Below are 23,401 nucleotides of genomic sequence, written 5' to 3'. Positions count from 1 at the left end.
ACATATCAGATTAATAGGAATAAACGTAATTAAAGTGTTGACCAGTAAACTGGAGGCAAAATCATATTACTCATTAGAGTAAAGTGGTTTTGCTTTTTTGATGTCTAGGAAATTTTAGTAGCTTAGTTTGGAGGGAGTTTCAATGAGTAAATTTGTAGACAGACCAAGGTATTTATGTGCATTAGGGGGAGCAATAGGAACTTTGAATGCGTTGCCGGGTGTTATTCCGATTCTTCATGCTGCTGCCGGATGTGGCGGAAATATATCCAATGCATTAAATGGCGGGGGAGGATACTCAGGTAGTAGTTATTGCGGGGGTCAGGCATTACCAAGCTCCAACGTATATGAAAATGAGATTGTATTTGGTGGAGAGGCCAGGCTGGAGGAGCAAATCGAAAACACACTAAAGGTGATTGACGGGGAATTGTATTTTGTAGTTACCGGCTGCATGGTTGAAATGATAGGAGATGACACGGCTTCTGTAGTAAAAAGATTCAACCGCAGTAATAAAACAGTCTTAAGTAGTGATACAGGAGGCTTTAAGGGGAATTCCTATAAAGGATATGATCTGGTTTTAGAGACCCTGTTTCGTGATTATGTTGAAAAATCAGATGAGAAAGAGCCTGGAACTGTTAATTTGTTTGGAATAGTACCGGTACAGGATGTTTTCTGGAAAGGAAATCTTAATGAATTAAAAAGAATCATATCAAAGCTTGGACTCAAGGTAAATACTTTTTTTGGAAGCAATGAAACCTTAGATAACCTAAAAAATGCTGCAAAAGCATCTTTAAATATTGTTGTATCCGACACTTTCGGAAGTGATGCAGCTAAGGTTTTTGAAGAAGTACATAATGTACCTTATATAAATGCACCACTTCCAATAGGTGCTAAAGCCACCAGTGAATTTGTCCTGGTGATAGGTCAGCAAAGATAGTGCCTGTCCATTGTGAGGGCTTTAAAACAAAGATCATGGCTACCGCTTATGATGCCGTCTATCACGGGATTTTAAGAAATCTCCTATCAGAAACGAAGGAGGAAAGCAGTATCATGGAGGATGAGATTGAAGTTTTAAAAAGAAAGCTGCAAGTGAGTAAAACGGTGAATGTTCTTAATGTATCTTCCATGAGCAGAGTTGATGAGGATGAACTGACAAGAATATTAAAAGCATTGGACTTAAATACAAGGTTTTTACCTTGCTATTCCCATCCTGATGATTTTGGAAATGTGCAGGATGCAGCACTGAATGTAAGCATATGTGCTACCCATGATGATTATTTTGTAGAGCATATAAAAGATATTTTTGGTTTACCGTTTATTTTAAAAACTATTCCAATTGGAATTAAGCACACAAATATATGGATTAGAGACATTGCAAAGTTTTTTGGGATTGAGGAGGCTGCCGAAAAGTTCATTGAATCTGAGACAAGACAGCTTGAGGAAGCAATTGCACCGTTTAAGAAAATTCTTAAAGGAAAGAAGGTTTTTTTGGCAGGCGGTGAGATAAGAGTTGTAACTACAGCCGAGCTGTTACAGAGCCTGGGAATGGAAGTAACGGGTATGAAGGGCTATCACTTCGATAAGTTTGGAAATGAGCTTTTGGAAGAACTGCCTGGAAATGATGACATACCTGTATTCCCTATATTTGGGCAGACAATAAACTATCTCGGATATCAGGGTGTATTTGAATTTGCAAGAAGAATAGCTAGACTTTTAAGAAACCCATCCTTTAATGAAAACATATCGGAAAATACACGCCTCCCGTACCATAAGGAATGGTACAAGGATGATCCTTTTAAATATATTGACCAGAGTGAAGCTTTGATAGGATGAAAATGATATCCCTATATATAGTAAAAATCCATTTTGTACATAAAGGAGTGAATTGTATGGCAAGTAAAGACAAAATAGTTATACAGAATTTAAGCAGGGTTTACCAAATAAATAAAAATAATTCAAAGCAGAAGAAAGATTTTTTGGCAATACAGGATGTAAATCTTACAGTAAAGCAAGGCGAATTTGTAACAATCGTAGGTCCCAGCGGGTGCGGTAAATCAACTCTCTTAGACATTATAGCAGGACTGGCAAAGCCTAACGGGGGACAGATTTTTATAGATGGAAAGCTTATTACAGGGCCAGCTTTGGATAGGGGAATTGTTATGCAAGGTTATGCACTTTTGCCTTGGAGAACTGTAAGGCAAAACGTGGAATTTGGTCTTGAGATTAAGGGTACTCCCAAAAATGAAAGAAAGGGTATAAGCAGAAGATTTATTGAACTTGTTGGATTGAAAGGTTTTGAAGACAGGTTTCCTTATGAACTATCCGGTGGTATGAAGCAGAGGGTGGCCATTGCAAGAGCTCTTGCATATGATCCGCAGGTTCTTCTGATGGATGAACCCTTTGCAGCTGTAGATGCTCAGACAAGAGAGATTTTGCAGGATGAGCTATTAAGAATTTGGGAAGAGACAAATAAGACAATAATATTTGTAACGCATAGCATTGATGAAGCTGTTGCTTTAGCTGATAGGGTTGCTGTAATGTCTGTAAATCCAGGCACTATAAAAGAGATAATTGAGGTAAACCTCCCAAGGCCCAGAAGAATAGGTGATATAAGATCTTCGCCCGATTTCAACTGGGCTAAGCATAAAGTATATGAATCATTAAATAATGGTCATGGGCAAATAAGAGATGATAATAACAGTGGAGTAGACATTGCAAGTGAGATTTCTGCGACTGCTGTTTTATAGAAGTGGGGGCTAATTATGATAAGTAATGTTAATAACTTTATAAATGCTGAATTGGAAGAAAAAACAAAGAGCCACCCCTGCTACAGCGGAGGGTGCCAGAGTGCAAGAATTCACCTTCCTATAGCACCTGCGTGCAATATATCGTGTAATTATTGCAACCGTAAATTCGATTGTGTTAATGAAAGCAGGCCTGGGGTGACAAGTGATGTGCTAAATCCCCATGAGGCACTTGAAAGATATATAAAAGTAAAGAATAAACTTTCGAATCTGAAAGTAGTAGGAATAGCTGGCCCTGGCGATGCCCTGGCTAACTTTGAAAATACAAAAAAAACCCTTGAGCTTATACGTGAAGTAGATCCTGATGTTACCTTTTGCCTTTCCACAAACGGACTTTTGCTGCCGTACTATGCATCAGATTTGGTGAAGCTAGGAGTTACACATATTACTGTTACTATAAACGCCATTGATCCCAAAATAGGTGCCAAAATTTACAGCGAAGTAAATATATTCGGAATAAGGCATGCCGGTGAAAAAGCTGCAGAAATACTTTTAAAAAACCAGTTGGCAGGAATTAAGATGCTAGTTGCTCTTGGGATTGTTGTAAAAGTTAATGTTGTTATGATAAAAGGAATAAATGATGAAAAGATTGAAGAAGTTATAAAGACTGTAAAAAAATTGGGCGTATTCATAAGTAATATAATGCCTCTTATTCCTGCATCGGGAAGCGTATTCGAAGATATGCCCCTTACCAGTAATAAGGAACTTAATGACATTAGGAAGTCATGTGAGGTTCATTTAAAACAAATGTACCATTGCAAGCAATGCAGGGCAGATGCAATAGGAACTCTAGATGAAGATTGTTCTCAGGATTTTAGAGAAATTCCTTCACATTCTAAAAAAGAGAATCTATTGGAAAATACAGATTTTAGTTATACATTTGCGGTGTCTACAAGAAGCGGTAAAGTTATTGATGAACATTTTGGTCATGCAAAAGAATATAGAATTTATAAGTACGAAAAGGGTGGAGTAGAATTTGTTGATACCAGAGCTGTTGAAAAGTTCTGTAACGGTCCTAGTGAATGCGATGAGGATGAAAGATTGGATAGCATTATTAAAACAATTGAGGATTGTGATGTTATTTTAACCATGAGAATCGGCCATTCTCCGCAAAAGATATTGGAAGGCAAAGGCAAGTTGGTTGTGCAGGTTTATGGGAATATTGAGGATGAAATAAAGAAGGTATCACAATTATTGATAGGCTCGTTTTTAAAAGTTTAAAAATAAGTATTCATATTCTATTAGATGCTAAAAAAGATACAGAACCGTAAACATAATGGTTCTGTATCTTTTAAATTTGATTTTCTACTTTGCTATCTGCATCCTCCGGAGCATCCACCGGAAGAACAGCCACCTGAAGGTGAGCATTGGTCTATGGGGCTTATATTTATATTTTCAAGTATCTTACGTCTTTTTGCATATGTATTAAGGGCTTTATCAATGGGGCCTGATAAAGTATAAACAGAAGTACCTGTACTTTGTAAAATTCCTGTGGCAGTTGGCCCTATGTGAGCGGTAAGTACCACATTCACATCTGAGAGGAGTTTCACGGCCTCTTCAATCTGTCCATGGTCATAAGTACCTGAGCAGTGCGGTGTGTTTTCTCTCAGCTCAATAAATTTAACTTCATCGCTTTCAGTCACTTCATAAATATAGAATAGTTTGGCTTTTCCAAAGTGTTCATTAATAAGTACACCATCAGTACTTGAAACAGCTATTTTTGCCATAGGATGACCTCCTTTTCATATTGTCATAGTTATTTATCTATTTCCTAAAATTACACTGAATATTTCGGTTGCAAGCCTAAGTCCGCCGCGATATCCAACATAACCCTGATCAGTCACAACCCTGTTTACTATTGGATATGATACACTCCAGAAACCGGCTTTTAGCTCTGCTGCTAAAGGCCTATCCAATGTGCTTCCCAAAACGAAAGCTGGACTTATTGCATGGTCAAACTCGCTTTCGATGCTGCTAAGGTCTTCATTTATATGTTTTGATATTCGGCTTGTGTTTTCTTCAAATATAAGCTTTGGCCTCAGATCGTGAGAAAAGGAATCAAATTGCTTTTTTATGAGTTCTTTTTGATCATCTTCCAGTATATCGGTAATTGCAACATATGCAGGAATCCAACCTAAATCATCGGATACAAACCTGGTTATTGAATATCCATAGTTTGCATCTCCTATTACAATAGCGTTTCGTTGGAGATCAAGGTCGTTATATATATCAGTGAGGCTATGTATGTAACTATAATACCATGCTTTCTCTTTTTCAATAACCTCATCAACTTTGTTGCTGCATATGCCAAGACTTTTACCGACCTCTTTGAGGAATTCATTCGTAGCACTTGGGCCTATTGGAAAAGGAAGAGAAATGTAATCGGTTCCATGGGTCTCCTTAAAAGCCTTTGCAGCGTTTATACCGTGAACATTTGATAATACAATATTTAGAGCTGCACTTGATGCAGTCTTTAAAGAATTGGTATTATCAAATGGAGTAAAAAATGTATTTACTTCAATCCCAAGCTCAATAAGAAGTCTTCTTAGCTCAATAAGGTTACCTCTCCAGAAAACATCTTGGGATGGAACCAGCCCTAATATATTTACCAGTCTTGGATTCTTTTCAAGCCCTTTTTCGGTGAACTGGGTAAAAATTGCTTCCAGTATTAGATCATAACCTGTAGATGAGTTTCCTTTAAATCCTCCGGTTTCAGCTACAACAATATTTTTTCCTTGTTGTCTAAATGTTTCTGTTATTGATTTTACATCATCACCTATAATATCAGTCATACATCCTGTTATAACTGCAAACAAATCACCATCTATTATGGAGAAGGTAGATTCGATTTGTTCTTTAAGTCTACTTTCGCCACCAAATATAATTTCCTTTTCAAGTATGTTTGTGCTTGGTGTTGCTCTACCACCGCAGTATGTGGCTCCCCAATAACCGCTTCCTACATTTGCAGCACTGTCAGCACTTGAACTGCAACCTGGGGCTGAATGAACTATTGCAACAGCCCTGTCAACAGAATTTAATGTTGCCAATGCTCCTCCAAGTGCACATTGGTAACGCGGTCTTTCTATATATCCACTCATTTAAATTTCTCCTTTCAAAGATGCAAAATCAAAGGAATTTTCAATTTCCTTAATATCGCCATCATTATCTTCACTTTTAACTATTTTAATATATTTAAAAGGATTTTCTTCATACCATTGGTTTTTATAAGGATGTGTAACATTTTCAGATAACTTTTTATTAAAAGCCGGATTCTTTAAAACCCTGGTCATTTTCTTTGCGAATTCATAAAACCCTCTGTAACCAATATAATAATCAAAGATTCTGAAAATGGTTGCTGCAGGGAAACCAAGCTTTGCTGCAGAAAGATTGTCAGATACATGACCTATAAAGAGATCGGGTTTGACTTTTTGTAAAATATTCATAAGCTCAAAGGGCTGGAAATTTGCGATGTCTACAACAAAATCCTTACCATCTTGTGCTTTTACAAGCTTTGTATAAAACTCATCGCCAAAGTAATCGTGATGATAAGCTCTAAGGCCTGTTACTTCCATACCCAGTTCCTGAATAAGAAGCCCTGTAACTAATGCCCTGAACTCTCCGGCACTCAAGAAGACCTTTTTGCCTTTTAAATATGGAGTATACTTTTCTACTGCTTTAAGTGTCTTTTTAGTTTCTTCTTCAATGAATTTTTCTGCTTCTTTCTGCAAACCTACTTTGCTTGCAATATCTAAAAGCCAGTTCTTGGTGTTTTCAAGACCGATTGGCATATCCCTTAAAACAAATGGTATTCCGTATTCTTTGTTTAGGTAATCCACAAAGTAATCATCGTGGGTAGGGCAAATGCTTACTGTAAGATCAGCTTGGGTCATTCTTCTGATATCTTCTCTTGAAGCAAAGTTTGGACCGATATTGACTTCAATACCTATGCTGTTTAGAATTCTTTTGATTTCATTTTCGTCTGTCAGGCCAACGGATGCAAGATTTATGATGTTTACAAGAGGTTTTTCACCCTCTTTACGGCCTTCTTTACGGGGAGGGCGGCCTTCCTTGTCATTTTCAATATAACCGTGAACGATGGCATGGAATGCTACGTCATAACCTGTTGCCCAAATTTTGGTTTTAAAACCTTCGCATGTTGATGCAAGGATAGGTATATCAAGTTTTTCTCTCACCCTGTCAATTACACTGTGAAGATCATCACCTATAATTGATGGGGCACATGTCTGAAGAACAACTATAGACTTAGGCTTTAACTCCTCATATGTTTCGTATATAGTATCTTCCAATCTTTGTTCTCCACCGTGCACTACTTCACTTTCAGAAAGATTTGTTGATATCCAAATGGTATCTTTGATAGCTGTTCTACCCATTTGCACATGCCTTAATCTGCTTCCGATATTGGCACCGAATCCGGTTGAAGCACAACCAATAGCACCATGTACAATTATAGCTGTATCAGGCAGAGAAGCCAGCATTCCCAATGTAGGAAGCAATTGGCATAATCCTGCTTGTGCAAATGTCCTTTCCTGGTTTCTAAGACAAATCTTATCTGCCTTAACCAAACCGCAGGCTGATCCTCCATAAGCCATACTGGCTTTTATACGTTCTTCCCTACCAGGGACAACTTTATCTTCTAATAAACCCATAAAATTACCTCCCCTTTACTTGTTAAAATTTAGGTTAAACTCATTGGTATATATATCGCGAGGTGATATCTGGCTTTTTAAATCTTTGTAGCCGTTTAAAATATCTATCCAGAGTTTAACTGTATCTTCCTTTATGACTGCATCAGATACAAAATAATTAACTCTTACCTTTGCAGCATCAACTTCATATTTTTTTGCATGTATCTCTATGGCTTTCTGCTGGTTTTCATTAATCCACTTGTTTACCTTTCCGATTACTGTTACAAAACGTTTTACGAGATCAGCTTTTTTTTGAAGGTATGATTCGGCTGCAAAATAAGGTGCTTGACCTCCGACATCACCCCATATGTCATAATCGGTAAAGAGTATCCTTACACCGCCGCGGCCCAATAGGTTGGCAGGATCGTCATGTGTTCCGGCAATTTCTACATTACCTTTTCTTAAGGTTTCTTCTTCTTTTCCAGCAGGTACAGTTACAATTTCAAATTTACCTTTAGGGTCACTGAGACCATTCTTTTTCAGGTATTCATATGGAGTATATTCATTACATCCTCCATAGGCCATTATTGCAACTTTCTTACCTAAAATGTCATTTGGTGTTTTTATAGGGCTTTCTTCCTTAACAACAAAAGTCATATGGGGCTTTTCCTTTGTTGTTAAAGTATTTGCAGCAACTGCTTTAACTTTTGCACCTGCAGCAACAGCAGCTGCGACACGGTTTATATGACCGCTTGCAAAGTCAAGCTTACCTGAGATAAGCGAAGGAATAAGCTGTGCCCATGGAACAATACCAACCCTTTCGATTTTAATCTTTTGTTCCTTGAAAAGTCCCAGCTCTTCTGCTACAGCGATGGTATCCACACCAAGTGGATTTGCAGAGCTTGGAAGTTTTATAATGTCAAAGCCTGATTCTTCATCACTGTCAGAAGAAGGCATATTATCGCTTTTTTCTTTTTGTGAAGAAGTATTTGATGAATTGCTGTTTGTGTTATCCCCTTTGTCTTCAGATTTGCCACAGCCTGTGTTAGCTGCCAATAAAGTTAATATAATTATAAATAAAGTTAAAAATTTCAATTTGGAAATTCTCATGATAGTTATCCTCCCAAAAATGCTATTGAATGTCATGTATGAATAAAGAGCTCTAACACTTTTAATATTATTATCTATGCTAACCTCCTTCCTTCCACACTAAAAGACGTTTTTCAAATGCTACTATCAGATAGTTAATAAGGATACCTAGAATGGAAATAGTTAAAATGCCCGAATACATTTCTGCTATATCATATTTCTGCTCCGAATAGAATATCAGAAAACCCAGGCCTGAGTTTGAACCCAGCATTTCAGCTGCTACCAGTATTAGTATTGAAGTAGAAGCACTTAGCCTGAATCCGGTAATAATAGAAGGAGTTGCGGCAGGAAGAACTATCTTACTAAAAATAAAGAAGTTGGATGCACTCATTGAACGTGCAGACTTTACTAAAAGTGGATCAACATTTTTTACACCATTTATAGTATTCAAAAGTGTAGCCCATAAAGTACCCCAAAATATAATTGCCAGTTTAGATATTTCGCCAAGTCCGAAGAATAATATAAATACGGGAAAGAGTGCAAGTGTTGATGTATTCCTGAATATTTGAAGCAAAGGGTCAAGTAATTTTTCAACCCATTTGAACCATCCGACGAATATACCTAATGGTACACCTATAGCTACAGCCAGTAAGAGTCCACTCATAGATCTTTTAAGGCTTGAGGCGATATGAATAAATAAATCGCCTGAAATAACCAGCTTGCCAAAAGCCGTTATTACCTCACTAAAGGGAGGTAAATACATTTTATCTACCAGGCCAATACGCGGCATTATCTCCCAGAGAGCCATAAACCCTATTATTGCAATTGATTTAATTAATACATTTTTAAGTAATTGAAATGTTTTGATATGCATACAATTCACCCCCTTCATAAAGAAATAATTAGTCTTAAGTACTTAAATTTTGTTTGGAGATATTAATTTTCGGATATCCAATGTGAGAACAAAAAAAGACTAAATTTATCCTTAAATGAGAAAAGGAATATATTTAGTCTCCAGATTGTCTGGTCAACGTATTTAATTATTATGTATAATCCAGTAAATTTACAGGCGTTGCTGATATTATTCTAAATTCTAAATCTTACTTTGTCAATAGGTTTTCTAATATTAATTTTAAAAAAGTATACAAAGTCAATAGGAATAATCAAAATAAATATTGACAGTAAAAAAATAGTGGGTTAAAATTGATAAAAACGATAGGAATAATTGGTATAATTTGTGTTTTGAAAGGAGAGGTCAACATGTCTGTTAACTTAAAAAGCAATGAGAGTGAGGCAAGGGAAAACAGGCTAGGATCCATAACCGGATATAATGGAACTCTTAGGGACCTGAATTATAAGGCAGGTTGTGGAGGGCTATCCGACAAGGGACGATGCTTTAGTCAGGCAAGTCTTTGTAATGCTGCTTGTGCGTTAAGCCAATTAAGCTTTATTATAGATGCCGCAATAGTTCACCATGCCCCTTCAGGATGTGCTGTTACTGCAATGCAGGTCAGTAATTCAAAGGACCAGCTGGCAGGAAAACTGAATCTGGACAATTCCAGGTCCTGTTATGTTTGTACTGACATGAATGAATCGGATACTGTATTTGGGGCTACTGAGAATCTGAGGGATGTTGTAAGGGAAACTTTTATAAGATATAAACCGAGTGCAGTATTCATTGGAGCTTCATGTGTAAGCGGTGTTATTGGAGAGGATTTGGAGAGTACTGCTGTAGAACTTGAAGAAGAATTGGGTATTCCTGTTGCACCGGTTCATTGTGAGGGGTTTCGGACAAAAATTTGGGCATCCGGATTTGATGCTGCATTTCATGCAATACTGACTAAAATTGTTAAGCCCCCTGAGAAAAGGAATAACATCATTAATGTCATAAACTTTTTTGGAAGTGCCAGGAAAGAAATAACAAGAATATTTGCTGAGCTGGATGCGGAGCCTCTTTTCCTTATTTCCAACACTTCTGTTGAGCAGCTATCAAAGTTATCCGAGTCATTGGCAACTGTAAGTACATGCGGTACTTTAGGAACATATATGGGAAATGGCTTAATGGAAAAGTACGGAGTGCCTTATGTGAAGTCGTTGCAACCTCATGGGATAGCAGGTTTTGAGAGCTGGCTCGGAAGCCTTGGAAAGGCAATCGGAAAAGAAGTAGAAGTAGAAAACTTTCTAAAAAAAGAAAAAGAAAAATATCTTCATAGAATTGAAGAGATAAAAAACAAGCTTAAAGGCCTTAGGGCTGTTATAGGAATGGGGCCGGGGTTTAATTTCAATACAACAAGAGCCTTGCAGGAGTTGGGCATAGAAATTGTTTTTTCAGCTGCATGGCACTTTGATAAGCAGTATGATGATGGCAATGCACCCGATGCATTTAAGTACCTGGTAGATAACTCGCCCAATAACTATAATTTGTCTGTAAGTGACCTGCAGAACCATGAACTCATTAATATCTTAAATACCGTAAAGCCGGATATTTTCTTCTCCAGGCATACAGGTTCTACAGTATGGGCAATGAAACTAGGAATCCCTGCGTTATGTGTATTTGATGAATATGCAATATTCGGATATAAAGGACTTTTAAATTTTGCATATTCCATATATGATGTTGTGACCAACAGGAGCTATACTGAAAATCTGTCAAAACGTGTAAAGCTGCCATATACCGATTGGTGGTTCAGACAGAATAGTGACCATTTCTTGGAAAGTGAGGAAACCATAGCATGACAAAGATTTTAGATCAACCTAGATATGTTTGTGCGTTAGGTGCCATGCAAACAGTGCAAGGCATACATAGGGGAGTTCCGGTTTTGCATGCAGGTCCCGGCTGTGCTCAAAAGCTTGCCGGAGGTATTGCAGGCAGTAATGGTGATTCTGGGTATATTTCGCCCCAGATTTATCCTTGCTCAAATGTTTCGGAAAAAGAAATAGTATTTGGCGGAGAAGATCGTCTTAAAGAAACAATAGAAAACGCTTTGAAAGTAGTTGATGGAGATATTTTTGTGGTTTTATCCGGCTGCACCACCGAGATAGTGGGAGATGACATAGCAAAGGTTGTAAGGGAATTTGAGAACAGCGAAAAGCCTGTAATTTTTGTAGAGACAGCCGGATTTAAAGGCAATAACCTTGAAGGTCATGAGTGGGTAATTAATGCAATTATCGATCAGTATCTTTCAAAAAAGACTTATGGAAATAAAGTTAAAGGCCTTGTGAATATATGGGGACCAGTTCCATCATATGATCCATTTTGGGTTGGAAACATAAGAGAGCTTGAATTGCTTGTAAGAGAGCTTGGACTTACACCTAACACAATCTTTGGAGAGTTTAGGGGAATTGAGAATATTGACAGGGTACCCGTCGCAGAATTTAATCTTTTGGTTTCTCCATGGGTTGGGCTAAAAAACGTAAAATTGCTGGAAGAAAGGTTTGGAACCCCCTACCTGCACTATCCTACGCTTCCTATAGGTGCGTATGAAACCAGCAAGTTTTTAAGAACAGTAGGAGAGTATGCAGGAGTAGATGGAGACAAAATCAAAAAAATCATTGATGTCCGCGAAAAGGAGTACTACTACTATATTGAAAGAACATCAGATGTGTTTTTGGAAAACAGAACCATGTCAAGGCGTTATTCAACTGTAACCAATGCAGCTGATGCCCTTGCAATATCCAAGTTTCTTACAAATGACTTCGGTCTGGTACCTGACAAACAGTACATAACCGACTCAACTCCGGAAGAATACAGGGAAGAGGTTAAAAATTGCTTTAAGGAATATAAATATGGAATTGAAGCCCCTGTTATATTTTCCAATGATGGGTATGAAATACATACCGACATCAGAAACAATGAGTATTTTGGGCCCCCGCTTATAATAGGAAGTATTTTTGAGAAGAAGCTTACAGAGGAGCTTGGCGGGAATTTTCTTGCAGTATCGGTACCAATCAAGGAACGTTTGATTTTAAGCAGTTCTTATGTTGGCTATCATGGAGGTCTTAAGCTCCTTGAAGATATTTATACATATGTATTTAAACAGTTTAATTAGGGCATGAGGGTGTGCTTATGAGTGAAAGAATTTCTATAAAAGTTTATGGAATGACATGTGTTTTATGTTCATATACCATTGAATCCTCTTTGGAAAGGGTAAACGGTATCAAAAATGTTTCGGTGAACTATGCTGCCGAAAAGGCACAGCTGGACTTTGACAAGGATGTTATATCTTTGGATGACATTCTAAAAAGGATTGAGAAGCTAGGTTTTGCAGTAGAGGAGTCCAACAAATCTCACGAGAAAACTGGTGATAAGGCAGATGTTGAGAGGAGAAAGCTTTTATGGCTTATTATTTCAGCAGCAGTATTAAGTTTTCCTCTTATTATTGCAATGCTGTTAGGAGGAATGGCAAGCTGCAGCGAGTATTTTGACCCTGATGATCAAAGTAGGTTAAGTGATTTAATAAAATCCATAGGATTAAATACATGGTATTTTCATGACTGGAGACTGCAGCTTGCACTTGCAACACCTGTACAATTTATTATTGGATTTAGGTTTTATAGAAATTCATTTTATGCACTAAAGGCTAAAAAAGCTTCCATGGACTTGTTGGTTGCAATTGGGACAACTGCTACTTATTTATTCAGCGTTTACATATCTTTATATGATAATGAATCTTATTTTTATGGAATGAAAAAAATATATTTTGAGGCTTCGAGTATTATTATAACATTGGTTTTACTTGGAAAATATCTTGAATCAGTTGCACGAGGCAGGACAGGGAGGGCTATCAGGAAGTTGATTGAGTTAAAACCCAAGTCCGCAAAGGTTATACGCAATGGAAAAGAAGAGGATATTCCTGTTGAGGAAGTTAAAGTAGGGGACATATTAGTTGTCAGGCCCGGTGAAAAGATACCAGTGGATGGAGTAATACTTGATGGCTATTCTACAGTTAATGAATCGATGCTCACGGGTGAAAGTCTTTCTGTTGAGAAAAAGCCTGGAGATATAGTTTTTGGGGCTTCAATAAATCAATTTGGATCCTTGACTTTTAAAGCTCAAAAAGTTGGAAGCGAAACGATGCTGTCTGGGATAATAAAACTTGTTGAAGATGCTCAGGGAAGCAAGGCACCTATTCAAAAAATAGCAGATAAAGTTTGCGGGTATTTTGTACCTGTAGTTCTTATGGTTTCAGTTTTAACTTTCTTTATTTGGTATTTCTATATTTTCCATTCCAGTTTTTATGTTATAGATATTCCAATTATTTATGCAGTTTCGGTACTTGTGGTATCATGTCCTTGTGCTTTAGGGCTTGCAACACCAACGGCTATAATGGCAGGTATGGGTATTGGTGCTAAAAAGGGGATTCTTATTAAAAATGGAGAGGTCCTTGAGAGGGTATGCAAAGTTGATACTGTTGTGCTGGATAAAACAGGGACTCTAACAACTGGAAAGCCTGACATAGCTGATATTATAACGCTGGATGACGATACATTCAACTCGAAAGAATTACTATATTATGCTGCAGTATCAGAAAAGAAATCTGAGCACCCCCTGGGTAAAGCCATATACGAGTTAGGGAAAAGAGATTTTGATGCTGAATTAAATGATCCCGAAATGTTTCACGCTATTCCCGGAAAAGGAGTTTATTCAATCATTGGCGGGAAGGAAGTGTACATTGGGACATATAGTCTCATGAAAGAAAAGAACATTCCTATAACTGCCATAGAAGGTATTATTTCTGAAAGGAACAGGGATGGCAGCACTGTTGTATTGGTATCCATCAGTGGAAAAATAAAGGGTGCTATTACTTTTAAAGATAAAATAAGGGATGAGGCAAGACAAACGGTTTCACTACTTACAAAAATGGGAATAGAAGTATATATGCTAACGGGTGATAACAGATATGCTGCTCAGGCTGTAGCAAGCGAGTTAGGCATTAAAAATGTTATAGCTGAAGTGCTTCCGCATAATAAGGCAGATGAGATAAAGCGGCTCCAATCTCTAGGGAAAAAAGTTGCCATGGTAGGTGACGGTATAAATGATGCTCCTGCTTTGGCAACAAGTGATGTGGGTTTTGCCATAGGGAGCGGGACAGACGTCGCAATTGAAACGGGGGATATTGTTCTATTAAAAGGTGATTTGACAAATGTACCTATTGCGATAAATTTATCTAAAAAGACACTTGGGAAGATAAAACAGAATTTGTTTTGGGCGTTTATTTATAACCTGATAGGTATACCATTTGCGGCTACAGGAAATCTTAATCCTGTGTTAGCTGCAGCAGCTATGGCATTTAGTTCAATTTCGGTGCTTATAAATTCTTTAAGTCTTAAGAAAATTAAAACAGGTTATTGAAATTGTAAAATAATTTAAAGTAAGATAAGAAAGTGAATATAGCCGGATATATATCCCATTTTATCCGTAAGTAGCGAAATATGGCATTGTAATATATATGAAAGTTTAATTAGCAGGAGATATATGAATGTTTTTATAGACTTTTCAAAGATGAAATAACTTCCATTATAACAAAAGATGATTTACTTAGGGTCCATACAATTGAATATTAGCATTCATATGAAAAACGGCTGGCCGCTTGATGCACATGAATTTATAAATGGCAGGCTTAATCCATCCTTTATTCCAAGCGATATTGATATTGGTGGGTTGTTAAGCATATTGCACTAACGGCATATGCATCCAGGTGGCCAACCATCATGAGGTTGACAATAGAAATCATCGACACAAATAATAATTCCAAAAGGCATGGCCATGCAAAAGAAATTATGGACTTTCTAAACTCTTTTGAAAGCAATGGAATATGACTTGTTTTATTTGCATAGATGCATAAACTACAGTCTTCATCTATTTTATCTGTAAATATTTCAGTATTTGTGTGTTCAGCAATATTTATGTTGTCTAAAGATTTCAATAATTAATGCCTCCTAAAAATTAAGATTATAGATTGAATGTGGTAAGATAAAAATCAATTAATGATAACGAACTTTAGAATTGAATTTTTATTAAGCTTTAAAGTTCGTTATCATTAATAAAAGCTAAGTTGAATTAAAATCAACTTAGCCTCTAGTTATCCAGTTAGCTACTTTACTAAGATAAAAAATATATTATATCAATATGCACTTTAATATAAGATTGGTCCAATTTTATATTTGATTTTAGTCAAATATGTTTTCGTATTAAGAGTATTTTTTTATTTTGTCAATAATATAAAAATTCCAGAAATTTATGTTTTAATGAAAAATAAAATAATTAATAATAATTTCAACTAATCCTATTGACATTATTGCAAAAAAGATTTAAAATTTAGTAAAACGATAGGAATACTAATTAACGAAACGAATAATTTTTTAGTTGACCAGAAATACTGGAGGCTAAGCATATAATCCTTTAAGGATTATTAGGCTTAGCCTCTTTTATTTATATAAATAAAAATATGTATTCATATGAAGTACATTTTATGAACAAGAAATAAGTTTTGGGATACTCTTATTAAAAACTGATTATCACAAAGTATTTAGAAAACTAAAATGACGGGAGTGTAAATAATGGCTAAAAAAATTAAGCAAATTGCAATCTATGGAAAAGGTGGAATTGGTAAATCAACTACTACATCAAACATTAGTGCTGCACTATCTACAGCTGGCTACAAGGTAATGCAGTTTGGATGTGACCCTAAAAGTGATTCAACTAATACACTAAGAGGTGGAAAGTATATTCCTACTGTTCTAGATACATTAAGAGAAAAGAATGTTGTTAAGGCACATGAGGTAATATTTGAAGGGTTTAATGGAATTTACTGCGTAGAAGCAGGAGGGCCAGCACCTGGTGTAGGTTGTGCAGGCCGCGGAATTATAACAGCAGTTCAGCTTTTTAAGCAGCAGAAGGCTTTTGAGGAGCTTGATTTGGATTATGTTATCTATGATGTATTGGGTGATGTTGTATGCGGTGGTTTTGCCGTTCCGGTAAGGGAAGGAATCGCAGAGCATGTATTTACTGTATCTTCAGCTGATTTTATGGCGGTATATGCAGCAAATAACCTTTTCAAAGGGATTCAAAAATACTCCAATTCAGGTGGAGCTTTACTTGGAGGTGTTATTGCCAATTCTATAAATGCACCATATTCAAAGGAAATAATTGATGACTTTGTTAAACAAACAAATACACAGGTTGTTGAATATGTTCCAAGATCAGTTACAGTAACTCAGAGTGAGCTCCAGGGAAAAACCACAATTGAAGCAGCACCTGATTCAAAACAAGCTGGAGTATATAGAAGCCTTGCTCAGAAAATTGCTGATCATACCGACTCTAAGGTGCCTACTCCTCTGGACATTGGTGCTCTTCGTGAATGGGCAGCAAAATGGGCAGACCACTTGCTAGCTCTGGAAACGGGAGAAGTCAGAGCTGCTGCAAGCAGTATCTAATCTGTTTTATTACATAACGGAGTGTGACTTTTAAAATAGGTAGAATTAAGAAAGGGTGATTTATAATCATCCTTTCTTTGGTAATCCTAGAGAAGGGCTCCTATATCTATATATTAAATTTATAGCTTTAATAGAATTAAGAACTGTAGGTGATGTTGATGTCTAGCAAGGTTATCGATGATAAGGAAATAAAAAAAACTAAAAACATTCAGCATAAAAAAGCATATAAATTGACTGCTATAAGTACGTTAATTCTAATATGTGTTTATTTAATATTAAAACACTTTTTAAATATTGATGTGGTAATAGTATTAAGAGACCTTTTCATGCTTGAATATTTACCAAAACTAGAAAGCGATATGGGAGTGATTGTTCTTTTTATTTTTGGGTTATTAACATCTTTCCATTGTATTGGGATGTGCGGAGGAATAGCTATTTCTCAGACTGTTGGAAAACCGTGGGTCGAAGATGGAAAGCAAAAGAAGTTATTGGTTATCCCTTCAATTTTATATAATTTGGGTAGAGTGATTTCTTATACTATTGTAGGAGGCATTGTAGGGGGGGTTGGCCAGCTATTTAGCTTTGGGGGAGTGTTAAAAGGAATTGTACCAATAATTGGCGGGATATTCATGGTTATAATGGGAATAAATCTGTTGGGAGTACTTCCATTTCTTAGAAGGGTTAATTTGAGGATGCCACTTTTTTTTGCAAGAAAAGTTCAAAAGGGTAAAAAATATGGCCCTTTATATGTAGGACTTTTAAGTGGACTAATGCCATGTGGTCCTCTGCAGATGGTGCAACTATATGCATTAGGTACCAGGAATATATGGTTAGGTGCTATTTCAATGTTGATATTCTCAATTGGCACAGTGCCTACTCTTTTTGTTTTTGGAGCTATAAACATATTAATAAATAAAAAATTCTCAAATTTTATATTGAAAGTAAGTGCTGCTTTAATTGTAGTTCTAGGCGTAGTAATGTTGGGTAGAGGTCTTGCACTTTCAGGTATTTCAATTAGTCTGCCCCATGTGATGAATTCTAGTTCTGAAAGCAGTACTGCAATAGTCCAAGGTGATATTCAGACGGTAACAACACATATAGATTATGGAAGTTACCCGGTAATCATGATCCAAAAGGGGATAAAGGTAAGATGGAACCTTAAAGCAGACGAAGATAAACTAAATGATTGCAATAATGCAATTGTGATTCCAAAGCTTAATATTGATAGGAAGCTTGAAGCAGGAGATAATATTATAGAATTTTTCCCCCATGAAACTGGAGATATTTTATATACTTGCTGGATGGGAATGATAAAGAGCAGGATAATTATAGTAGATAAGATAGATGAAAATGTTGTACATAATTAATGTCCAATACCCCCAGAATGGCATAGATTTAGAAACACTTTTCTTTAATTTCCTAGACATTAATAAAGGTAGAGCCCTTTTATTTGGACTCTACCTTTAAGATACATTATCTTTTCAACTTATGAATTTTAAACAAGTAATCATGCCCTAATTAATACTAATTTAGTATAAAGTTCGGATAATCTGCCATAGTGCTGTTGAAGTTCTTAGCAAGTATAACAACATCCATCATATTTATAGCATTATCCATATTAAAGTCTGCATAGGATATAAAACCTGCATCCAGATTCGTAGAATTAAAGGCTTTTGCCAACTGAACAGCATCAATCATGTTTACGGCTCTATCCTGAACATCATTTATAGGGATATCCCCAGCCCACATGGCAATCGGGGCTGATTTTGATCCGATAACCCTATCTGTGTTAACGTTAATAAATGAAATTTTTCTAGTAAGATATCCTGCCTTACTTATTAAGATACTGTATGATTTTCCTCCAGGTACATTTTTAAATTCGAAGTAGCCGTTTGAATCGGATACTGTACTTAAGCCTGTACCTTCAAGGTCAACCCTGAAGCCGGACAATAAGCTTGAAGCCTGACTGCCTGCATAGTTAAAATCTGGAGTAATGTATCCTGAGACCTTGAATTCAGTAGGAATTGATTTTTGACCAAGAATTATATTTCCAAAGTTGGAAACATCCTTGTATGAAAATCCTGTGGGGTCACACCAGATACTTACACTGTCGCGTGTACCGTCACCATCTTGGTCATTGTTGACTTGAAGGTCAAATCCCATAACTTTGCCTTCTTCCGCTGCTTTTAATGGAATTTCTGCTTCCACTATATAACCTGTTTCTGTCTTGGATGTAGCAGATTTGAATCCTGTAAGCTCACCTGGGTTATATGAAACCTCATTGTCAAAATTTATTCTGATTTGATAATCATCGGATTCATAGTATGTGTTTTTTGCGTTATCCTGATCGATGAATATTTCTACTGAATCCTGCTGATAAGCATCAGTACTGGTTTTTGACAGCAGACTGTCGGTTACATCAGCTAGGACATACAGCTTGCCGTCTGCCCATAGGGTTTTGAACTTTGCTGTAGCTCCTGATGTGCCGCTTACCCAGACATCGGTTGAATTCGCCTGCACCTCATTCCAGATGCCATCAACACTTCCGTCAATTACAGGGGTACCATAGTTTACTTTAACAAGCTTTGCTTCCTTATCAAACATTAAATAACCAAAGCCAGAAGCGTCAGTGTCTAATTTGTTTTTGCTATCATTCCATACAACTACTGATGATATTTCTCCATTTGTAGTAAAGTCTTTTACCCTGAAATCAATTCCGATCTTATCACCTTGCTTAGGAATTATTTGAGGGCGGGATATAACTGTCTGCACTATATATCCGGTAGCGGTCCTTTGGGTATTTTTTAAAATTATAATATAATGCAATGTATCACCTGGTATATCGGGAGTCGGGTCGAGGAATATTTCCAGGCTGTCTTTATCATTAGGAGTCCTATCATCTATTTGAGTAAGAAAGTAAAGACTATTTCCGTTCCACATAGTCTTAACCTTGGCTGTCGCACCTTGTGTACCTGAGACATACTGGTTTACATCAACCCATTTTAATGCATTCCATAAGCTGTCTACTTCTTGGCCAATAGCAGGTGATCCCTTATATGCATTCATTTGCTGCTTGTAAACCGGCAGCTTGTCAGGATCAGTCAATGCTGTGTAAGCCAGTTTTGCCTGAAGCCTTTTATTAAACAGCAGTGCAGGGTCCTTTCTGCCTTTTACAGGGAAGTCGTTTAACCATGACTCACCATCATCCACACCCCATATTGTTACAGTGTCCAAATTGCCTTTAATTGCTAGATCTTTAAAAATTGCAAAGACATCCATATATCTTTTTGCCTGAAGCAAAAAGATATCCTCTGTTGCAGTCTTTTCAGGCTCTGTTGCAGATTTATAAATGGACATATCCAACTCGGTTACCTGAACCTTTACACCAAGGGATGCTATTTTTTCTAAAGATAGCCTAATCTGGTCCATAGAAGGACTGTAGATGCTGATGTGCATTTGGAAACCTACAACAATCCTGTCTCTTGAAATGCCTGATTCATCGGCAACTTTTAATATACGCTTTGTTATGTCATACATTGCATCTAGCTTTTTAGTGCTGGACTCCAGGTTGTAATCGTTGATACAGAATTTTACATCGTTATCGCCTATCTTTTTAGCTGTTTCAAATGCATATTTAAATGCAGCAAGGATATAGTCATCATCAATGCCGTCTTTATCCACATCGCCCACAATTGATTTCCATTTTGAGTTTTCACTCTCTCCACGAAGCCCGCTTATATCTGAAAGAACTTCATTAACAACATCATATGTATGGATCTTTCCGTTATAATGTGTCATAACAGCTTCGATGTGTGTTTTCAACCTTGCAAGAAGTAATTCACTTGATGCAGGTTTTGTTGAATCCTGAGGATCTGTAAAGAACCATGATGGAATCTGGTTGTGCCACAGAAGTGTATGGCCTCTCAAAAGCTTGTTATTTGCTTGTGCAAAAGAAACAATTTTATCTGCCGCAGTAAAGGTGAATTTACCCTCCGTAGGCTGTATTGCATCGGGTTTCATACAGTTACCAAAAGTCAAGCTGGAGTAATGCTTGTTGATATATTCACTATAGATGGGTGATTGAAGCAGTTCAGGAGAAATTGCTGCCCCAAGCGGGAAGTACTGATCCCAAACGCTGTGTAGAGAAGTTATATTTGGGTCAAAGTCAAGTGAATCTCCACCGGATACCTTTACATCATCAATATAAAAATCAACCAAGCTGTCTCCAGGTGCTTCAAAATATAATAGGATATTGGACAGAGTAGCGTCGTAAGTTACACGATACTCACCTTCTATTAGTGCCCATTTTCCTTTAGTTGCAGTAACTGAACCAATATTGATATAATCGGTACCTGACCCGCTTTCTTTTTGAATACTCATTTGGATGTCCTGAGTATCAGGTCCTTCCTTATACATTACATAAGCAGAAAACTGATAAGATTTATCAAAGTTTACCACGCCCATCAATGTGTGCTGAGGACCGTTCCAGCTTTGGGTTCTGCCAGTCGCGGCAATGCTGTAGTTTCCGTTATGGTATGCTGCTCCGGTAACAGCTACAGTTTCGTCACCTCTATTAGTCCAACCGCTTGCTTCACCATTTTCAAAATCAGTGTATAAGCTGTCGCTGCCGTTTAACGAAACTTTAGACCCGGGCTCCTGGAAACTTACATCATCCAAATAGAAATCAACAAATGACTCCGATTCTGTAGTTTCTACATAAAGATGTACACCATTTTCCAAAACTGCACCTGAAGGAATGGTGTATTGGCCTTCAAGCTTTGTCCACTGGCCCTTTGTTACGTTTACCTGACTTACTTGGTCGTAATGATCTTGTGAACCGTCATTCCACTGAACACTCAATTTAAATGTTACGGTTTCAGGAGCAGTTTCACTATTGTACATAACCCATGCTGCCCCTTTATATGATTTGTCTGCTACAGGATCACCTTTTTCATTTCCGACCAGGTTCTGTCCGGGACCTTGCCATGATGATGTCCTGCCGGTGACTTTCAAGCTTGAGGTTCCTCCGTGTTTTTCATCTGGAGAAGCTTCGATGGAAGCACTTCCCCTGTTGTACCACCAGTTACTACTGCTTTCCATATCGCCGTTGTTGACAATGTCTTTACCTGGTACTGAAGGCGAGCTGCTTGTTACAGCAGAATACATTACTTTTTTTGTTGGATCCGTCTCAACGCCTTTTCTTTTAAATAATTCGCTCAAAGTCACAAATTCATATCCCTTACTTAAGAGTGCAGGAATTATTAAATCAAGTGCTTCCGCTGTCGGGTGGGGTAGAGGCTGTACGTCATGAAGAAGGATTATTGAGCCGTCTTTTACTCCATTTATTATTGCATCTGCCCTTTGCTCAGCAGTTGTTGACTGATCCCAGTCATTTGCTGTTAAACCGCTTACAAAAGTCATATCTATTGCATCATACATTGTATCGCTCAATGCAAGATTGGGCGGGCGGAAGAACAATGGTGTAGTTCCTGAATATTTTTCTATAGCTGCAGTTGTGTCATTTACAGATTTTTGAATATCTTCCTTTGACATTTTATCCATGCTGGAATAGCTCCAGGAATGGTTTCCGATTTCCCGGCCCGAATCAACAATTCTCTTAATAACAGGAGCGGTTGTGTCATTTATTTTGCTTCCGATCATCATAAATGTTGCGGGAACTTTATACTTATCCAGCTTGTCCATGACCAAAGGTGTAAGAACTGTATCCGGTCCGTCATCAAATGTTAGTGCAACCAGCTTGTCAGGACTTGACACAGGAGTTGGTATCGGCGAAGTTGATGCAGTAGTTGAAGGTGATGTTGTGGATGCAGGCTCCAAACTTGTGAAGCTCATATCATCTGCATAGAAATCAACGAATGAACCTGATTCGGTAGTTTCCACATAAATATGTACTCCCTTAGAAACGTCGGTATCTGAAGGAAGTGTATAGTCGCCTTCAAGCAATGTCCATTGTCCCTTTGTTACGGCAGCTTGACTGATATTATCATATTTATCTTCAGTGCCGTTGTTCCTTTTGATACTAAGTTTGAATGTTACACTGTCAGGTGTCGTATCTCCGTTAAACATAACCCATGCGGCTCCATGGTATTTGGTGCCTGCTACGGGATCACCTTTCTGGTTTCCTGTAAGATTCTGTGCTACGCCCTGCCATGGATTTTGTCTTCCTGTAGCCTTTATGCTATAACTTCCGCTGTGTTTTACATCCGAGACGGAAGTGAGCGGAGCACCGCCGTTGCTGTGCCACCAATATGTGCTGTTTTCCATATCACCGTTGTTAACTAAGTTGTTGTCCAATGTTCCAGCTGCAAATGATGAAAAGTTTGTCGTCAGTATCATGCTAAAAAGCATGATGATTGCAAGAGTAATGCTTATACCCTTGCCGGTTTTCCTTGATACCAATTTTAATTC

General features: G+C 37.4%; 16 protein-coding genes. 9 read left to right on the top strand and 7 right to left on the bottom strand.

Going from position 1 to position 23,401, the window contains the following annotated elements; translation table 11 throughout:
- Positions 1 to 142 precede the first annotated feature (142 nt).
- The 4 genes from VIO64_RS15065 (at position 143) to nifB (ending at position 4,022) form a co-directional block, all read left to right on the top strand.
- On the top strand, positions 143 to 934 hold the full coding sequence (locus tag VIO64_RS15065) for a nitrogenase component 1 (protein WP_331919679.1): 792 nt from the start codon (positions 143 to 145) through the stop codon (positions 932 to 934).
- Positions 935 to 1,047: 113 nt separating this feature from the next.
- Positions 1,048 to 1,830 carry a nitrogenase component 1 gene (locus VIO64_RS15060; protein ID WP_414705292.1) on the top strand — a complete coding sequence of 261 codons (783 nt, stop codon included), beginning with the start codon at positions 1,048 to 1,050 and terminating at the stop codon, positions 1,828 to 1,830.
- Positions 1,831 to 1,886: 56 nt separating this feature from the next.
- The gene (locus VIO64_RS15055; RefSeq protein ID WP_331919677.1) at positions 1,887 to 2,744 is read left to right on the top strand and encodes an ABC transporter ATP-binding protein; all 858 of its coding nucleotides are present in this window, start codon (positions 1,887 to 1,889) and stop codon (positions 2,742 to 2,744) included.
- A gap of 15 nt (positions 2,745 to 2,759) precedes the next feature.
- On the top strand, positions 2,760 to 4,022 hold the full coding sequence (nifB, locus tag VIO64_RS15050) for a nitrogenase cofactor biosynthesis protein NifB (RefSeq protein ID WP_331919675.1): 1,263 nt from the start codon (positions 2,760 to 2,762) through the stop codon (positions 4,020 to 4,022).
- Positions 4,023 to 4,114: 92 nt separating this feature from the next.
- On the opposite strand, the gene VIO64_RS15045 is transcribed toward nifB, so the two are convergent.
- The 5 genes from VIO64_RS15045 to VIO64_RS15025 all read right to left on the bottom strand — a co-directional run bounded on the left by VIO64_RS15045 (position 4,115) and on the right by VIO64_RS15025 (position 9,410).
- Positions 4,115 to 4,528, bottom strand: a complete 414-nt coding sequence (locus VIO64_RS15045) for a NifB/NifX family molybdenum-iron cluster-binding protein (protein WP_331919673.1) — start codon at positions 4,526 to 4,528, stop codon at positions 4,115 to 4,117.
- 33 nt (positions 4,529 to 4,561) lie between these two features.
- The gene (locus tag VIO64_RS15040; RefSeq protein WP_331919671.1) at positions 4,562 to 5,899 is read right to left on the bottom strand and encodes a nitrogenase component 1; all 1,338 of its coding nucleotides are present in this window, start codon (positions 5,897 to 5,899) and stop codon (positions 4,562 to 4,564) included.
- Positions 5,900 to 7,468, bottom strand: a complete 1,569-nt coding sequence (locus VIO64_RS15035) for a nitrogenase component 1 (RefSeq protein WP_331919669.1) — start codon at positions 7,466 to 7,468, stop codon at positions 5,900 to 5,902.
- A 15-nt stretch (positions 7,469 to 7,483) separates the two neighbouring features.
- A complete protein-coding gene (locus VIO64_RS15030) occupies positions 7,484 to 8,557 on the bottom strand; it encodes an ABC transporter substrate-binding protein (protein WP_331919667.1) in 1,074 nt (357 codons plus the stop codon).
- Between the two features lie 79 nt (positions 8,558 to 8,636).
- Entirely contained in the window at positions 8,637 to 9,410 is a 774-nt protein-coding gene (locus tag VIO64_RS15025) for an ABC transporter permease (RefSeq protein WP_331919665.1), read from the bottom strand.
- 386 nt (positions 9,411 to 9,796) lie between these two features.
- Here VIO64_RS15025 and VIO64_RS15020 point away from each other — a divergent pair, with 386 nt between their 5' ends.
- The 3 genes from VIO64_RS15020 to VIO64_RS15010 are packed head-to-tail and all read left to right on the top strand — an operon-like array spanning position 9,797 to position 14,888.
- Positions 9,797 to 11,272, top strand: a complete 1,476-nt coding sequence (locus VIO64_RS15020) for a nitrogenase component 1 (protein ID WP_331919663.1) — start codon at positions 9,797 to 9,799, stop codon at positions 11,270 to 11,272.
- Positions 11,269 to 12,585, top strand: coding sequence for a nitrogenase component 1 (locus VIO64_RS15015; protein ID WP_331919661.1), 1,317 nt, complete (start codon positions 11,269 to 11,271; stop codon positions 12,583 to 12,585). Before VIO64_RS15020 ends, VIO64_RS15015 begins: the two co-directional genes overlap by 4 nt.
- Before the next feature lie 17 nt (positions 12,586 to 12,602).
- Entirely contained in the window at positions 12,603 to 14,888 is a 2,286-nt protein-coding gene (locus VIO64_RS15010; RefSeq protein ID WP_331919659.1) for a heavy metal translocating P-type ATPase, read from the top strand.
- Between the two features lie 280 nt (positions 14,889 to 15,168).
- Here VIO64_RS15010 and VIO64_RS15005 read toward each other — a convergent pair whose 3' ends face one another.
- On the bottom strand, positions 15,169 to 15,462 hold the full coding sequence (locus VIO64_RS15005) for a hypothetical protein (protein ID WP_331919657.1): 294 nt from the start codon (positions 15,460 to 15,462) through the stop codon (positions 15,169 to 15,171).
- A 634-nt stretch (positions 15,463 to 16,096) separates the two neighbouring features.
- Between VIO64_RS15005 and nifH the strand changes: the two genes are divergently transcribed.
- On the top strand, positions 16,097 to 16,972 hold the full coding sequence (gene nifH / locus VIO64_RS15000) for a nitrogenase iron protein (RefSeq protein WP_331919655.1): 876 nt from the start codon (positions 16,097 to 16,099) through the stop codon (positions 16,970 to 16,972).
- Positions 16,973 to 17,130: 158 nt separating this feature from the next.
- Positions 17,131 to 18,339 carry a sulfite exporter TauE/SafE family protein gene (locus VIO64_RS14995; RefSeq protein WP_331919653.1) on the top strand — a complete coding sequence of 403 codons (1,209 nt, stop codon included), beginning with the start codon at positions 17,131 to 17,133 and terminating at the stop codon, positions 18,337 to 18,339.
- 157 nt (positions 18,340 to 18,496) lie between these two features.
- Here the strand turns inward: VIO64_RS14995 and VIO64_RS14990 are convergent, their stop codons facing one another.
- Entirely contained in the window at positions 18,497 to 23,392 is a 4,896-nt protein-coding gene (locus VIO64_RS14990) for an endo-1,4-beta-xylanase (RefSeq protein ID WP_331919651.1), read from the bottom strand.
- Between the last annotated feature and the right edge of the window lie 9 nt (positions 23,393 to 23,401).

The sequence above is a fragment of the Pseudobacteroides sp. genome, assembly GCF_036567765.1.
Classification (GTDB): domain Bacteria; phylum Bacillota; class Clostridia; order Acetivibrionales; family DSM-2933; genus Pseudobacteroides.
This window is presented reverse-complemented; position numbering and strand designations above follow the sequence as displayed.

Coding starts and splice junctions, on each gene's coding strand:
- VIO64_RS15065 (WP_331919679.1), top strand. CDS start 143: ATGAGTAAATTTGTAGACAGACCAAGGTATTTATGTGCATTAGGGGGA.
- VIO64_RS15060 (WP_414705292.1), top strand. CDS start 1,048: ATGGAGGATGAGATTGAAGTTTTAAAAAGAAAGCTGCAAGTGAGTAAA.
- VIO64_RS15055 (WP_331919677.1), top strand. CDS start 1,887: ATGGCAAGTAAAGACAAAATAGTTATACAGAATTTAAGCAGGGTTTAC.
- nifB (WP_331919675.1), top strand. CDS start 2,760: ATGATAAGTAATGTTAATAACTTTATAAATGCTGAATTGGAAGAAAAA.
- VIO64_RS15045 (WP_331919673.1), bottom strand. CDS start 4,528: ATGGCAAAAATAGCTGTTTCAAGTACTGATGGTGTACTTATTAATGAA.
- VIO64_RS15040 (WP_331919671.1), bottom strand. CDS start 5,899: ATGAGTGGATATATAGAAAGACCGCGTTACCAATGTGCACTTGGAGGA.
- VIO64_RS15035 (WP_331919669.1), bottom strand. CDS start 7,468: ATGGGTTTATTAGAAGATAAAGTTGTCCCTGGTAGGGAAGAACGTATA.
- VIO64_RS15030 (WP_331919667.1), bottom strand. CDS start 8,557: ATGAGAATTTCCAAATTGAAATTTTTAACTTTATTTATAATTATATTA.
- VIO64_RS15025 (WP_331919665.1), bottom strand. CDS start 9,410: ATGCATATCAAAACATTTCAATTACTTAAAAATGTATTAATTAAATCA.
- VIO64_RS15020 (WP_331919663.1), top strand. CDS start 9,797: ATGTCTGTTAACTTAAAAAGCAATGAGAGTGAGGCAAGGGAAAACAGG.
- VIO64_RS15015 (WP_331919661.1), top strand. CDS start 11,269: ATGACAAAGATTTTAGATCAACCTAGATATGTTTGTGCGTTAGGTGCC.
- VIO64_RS15010 (WP_331919659.1), top strand. CDS start 12,603: ATGAGTGAAAGAATTTCTATAAAAGTTTATGGAATGACATGTGTTTTA.
- nifH (WP_331919655.1), top strand. CDS start 16,097: ATGGCTAAAAAAATTAAGCAAATTGCAATCTATGGAAAAGGTGGAATT.
- VIO64_RS14995 (WP_331919653.1), top strand. CDS start 17,131: ATGTCTAGCAAGGTTATCGATGATAAGGAAATAAAAAAAACTAAAAAC.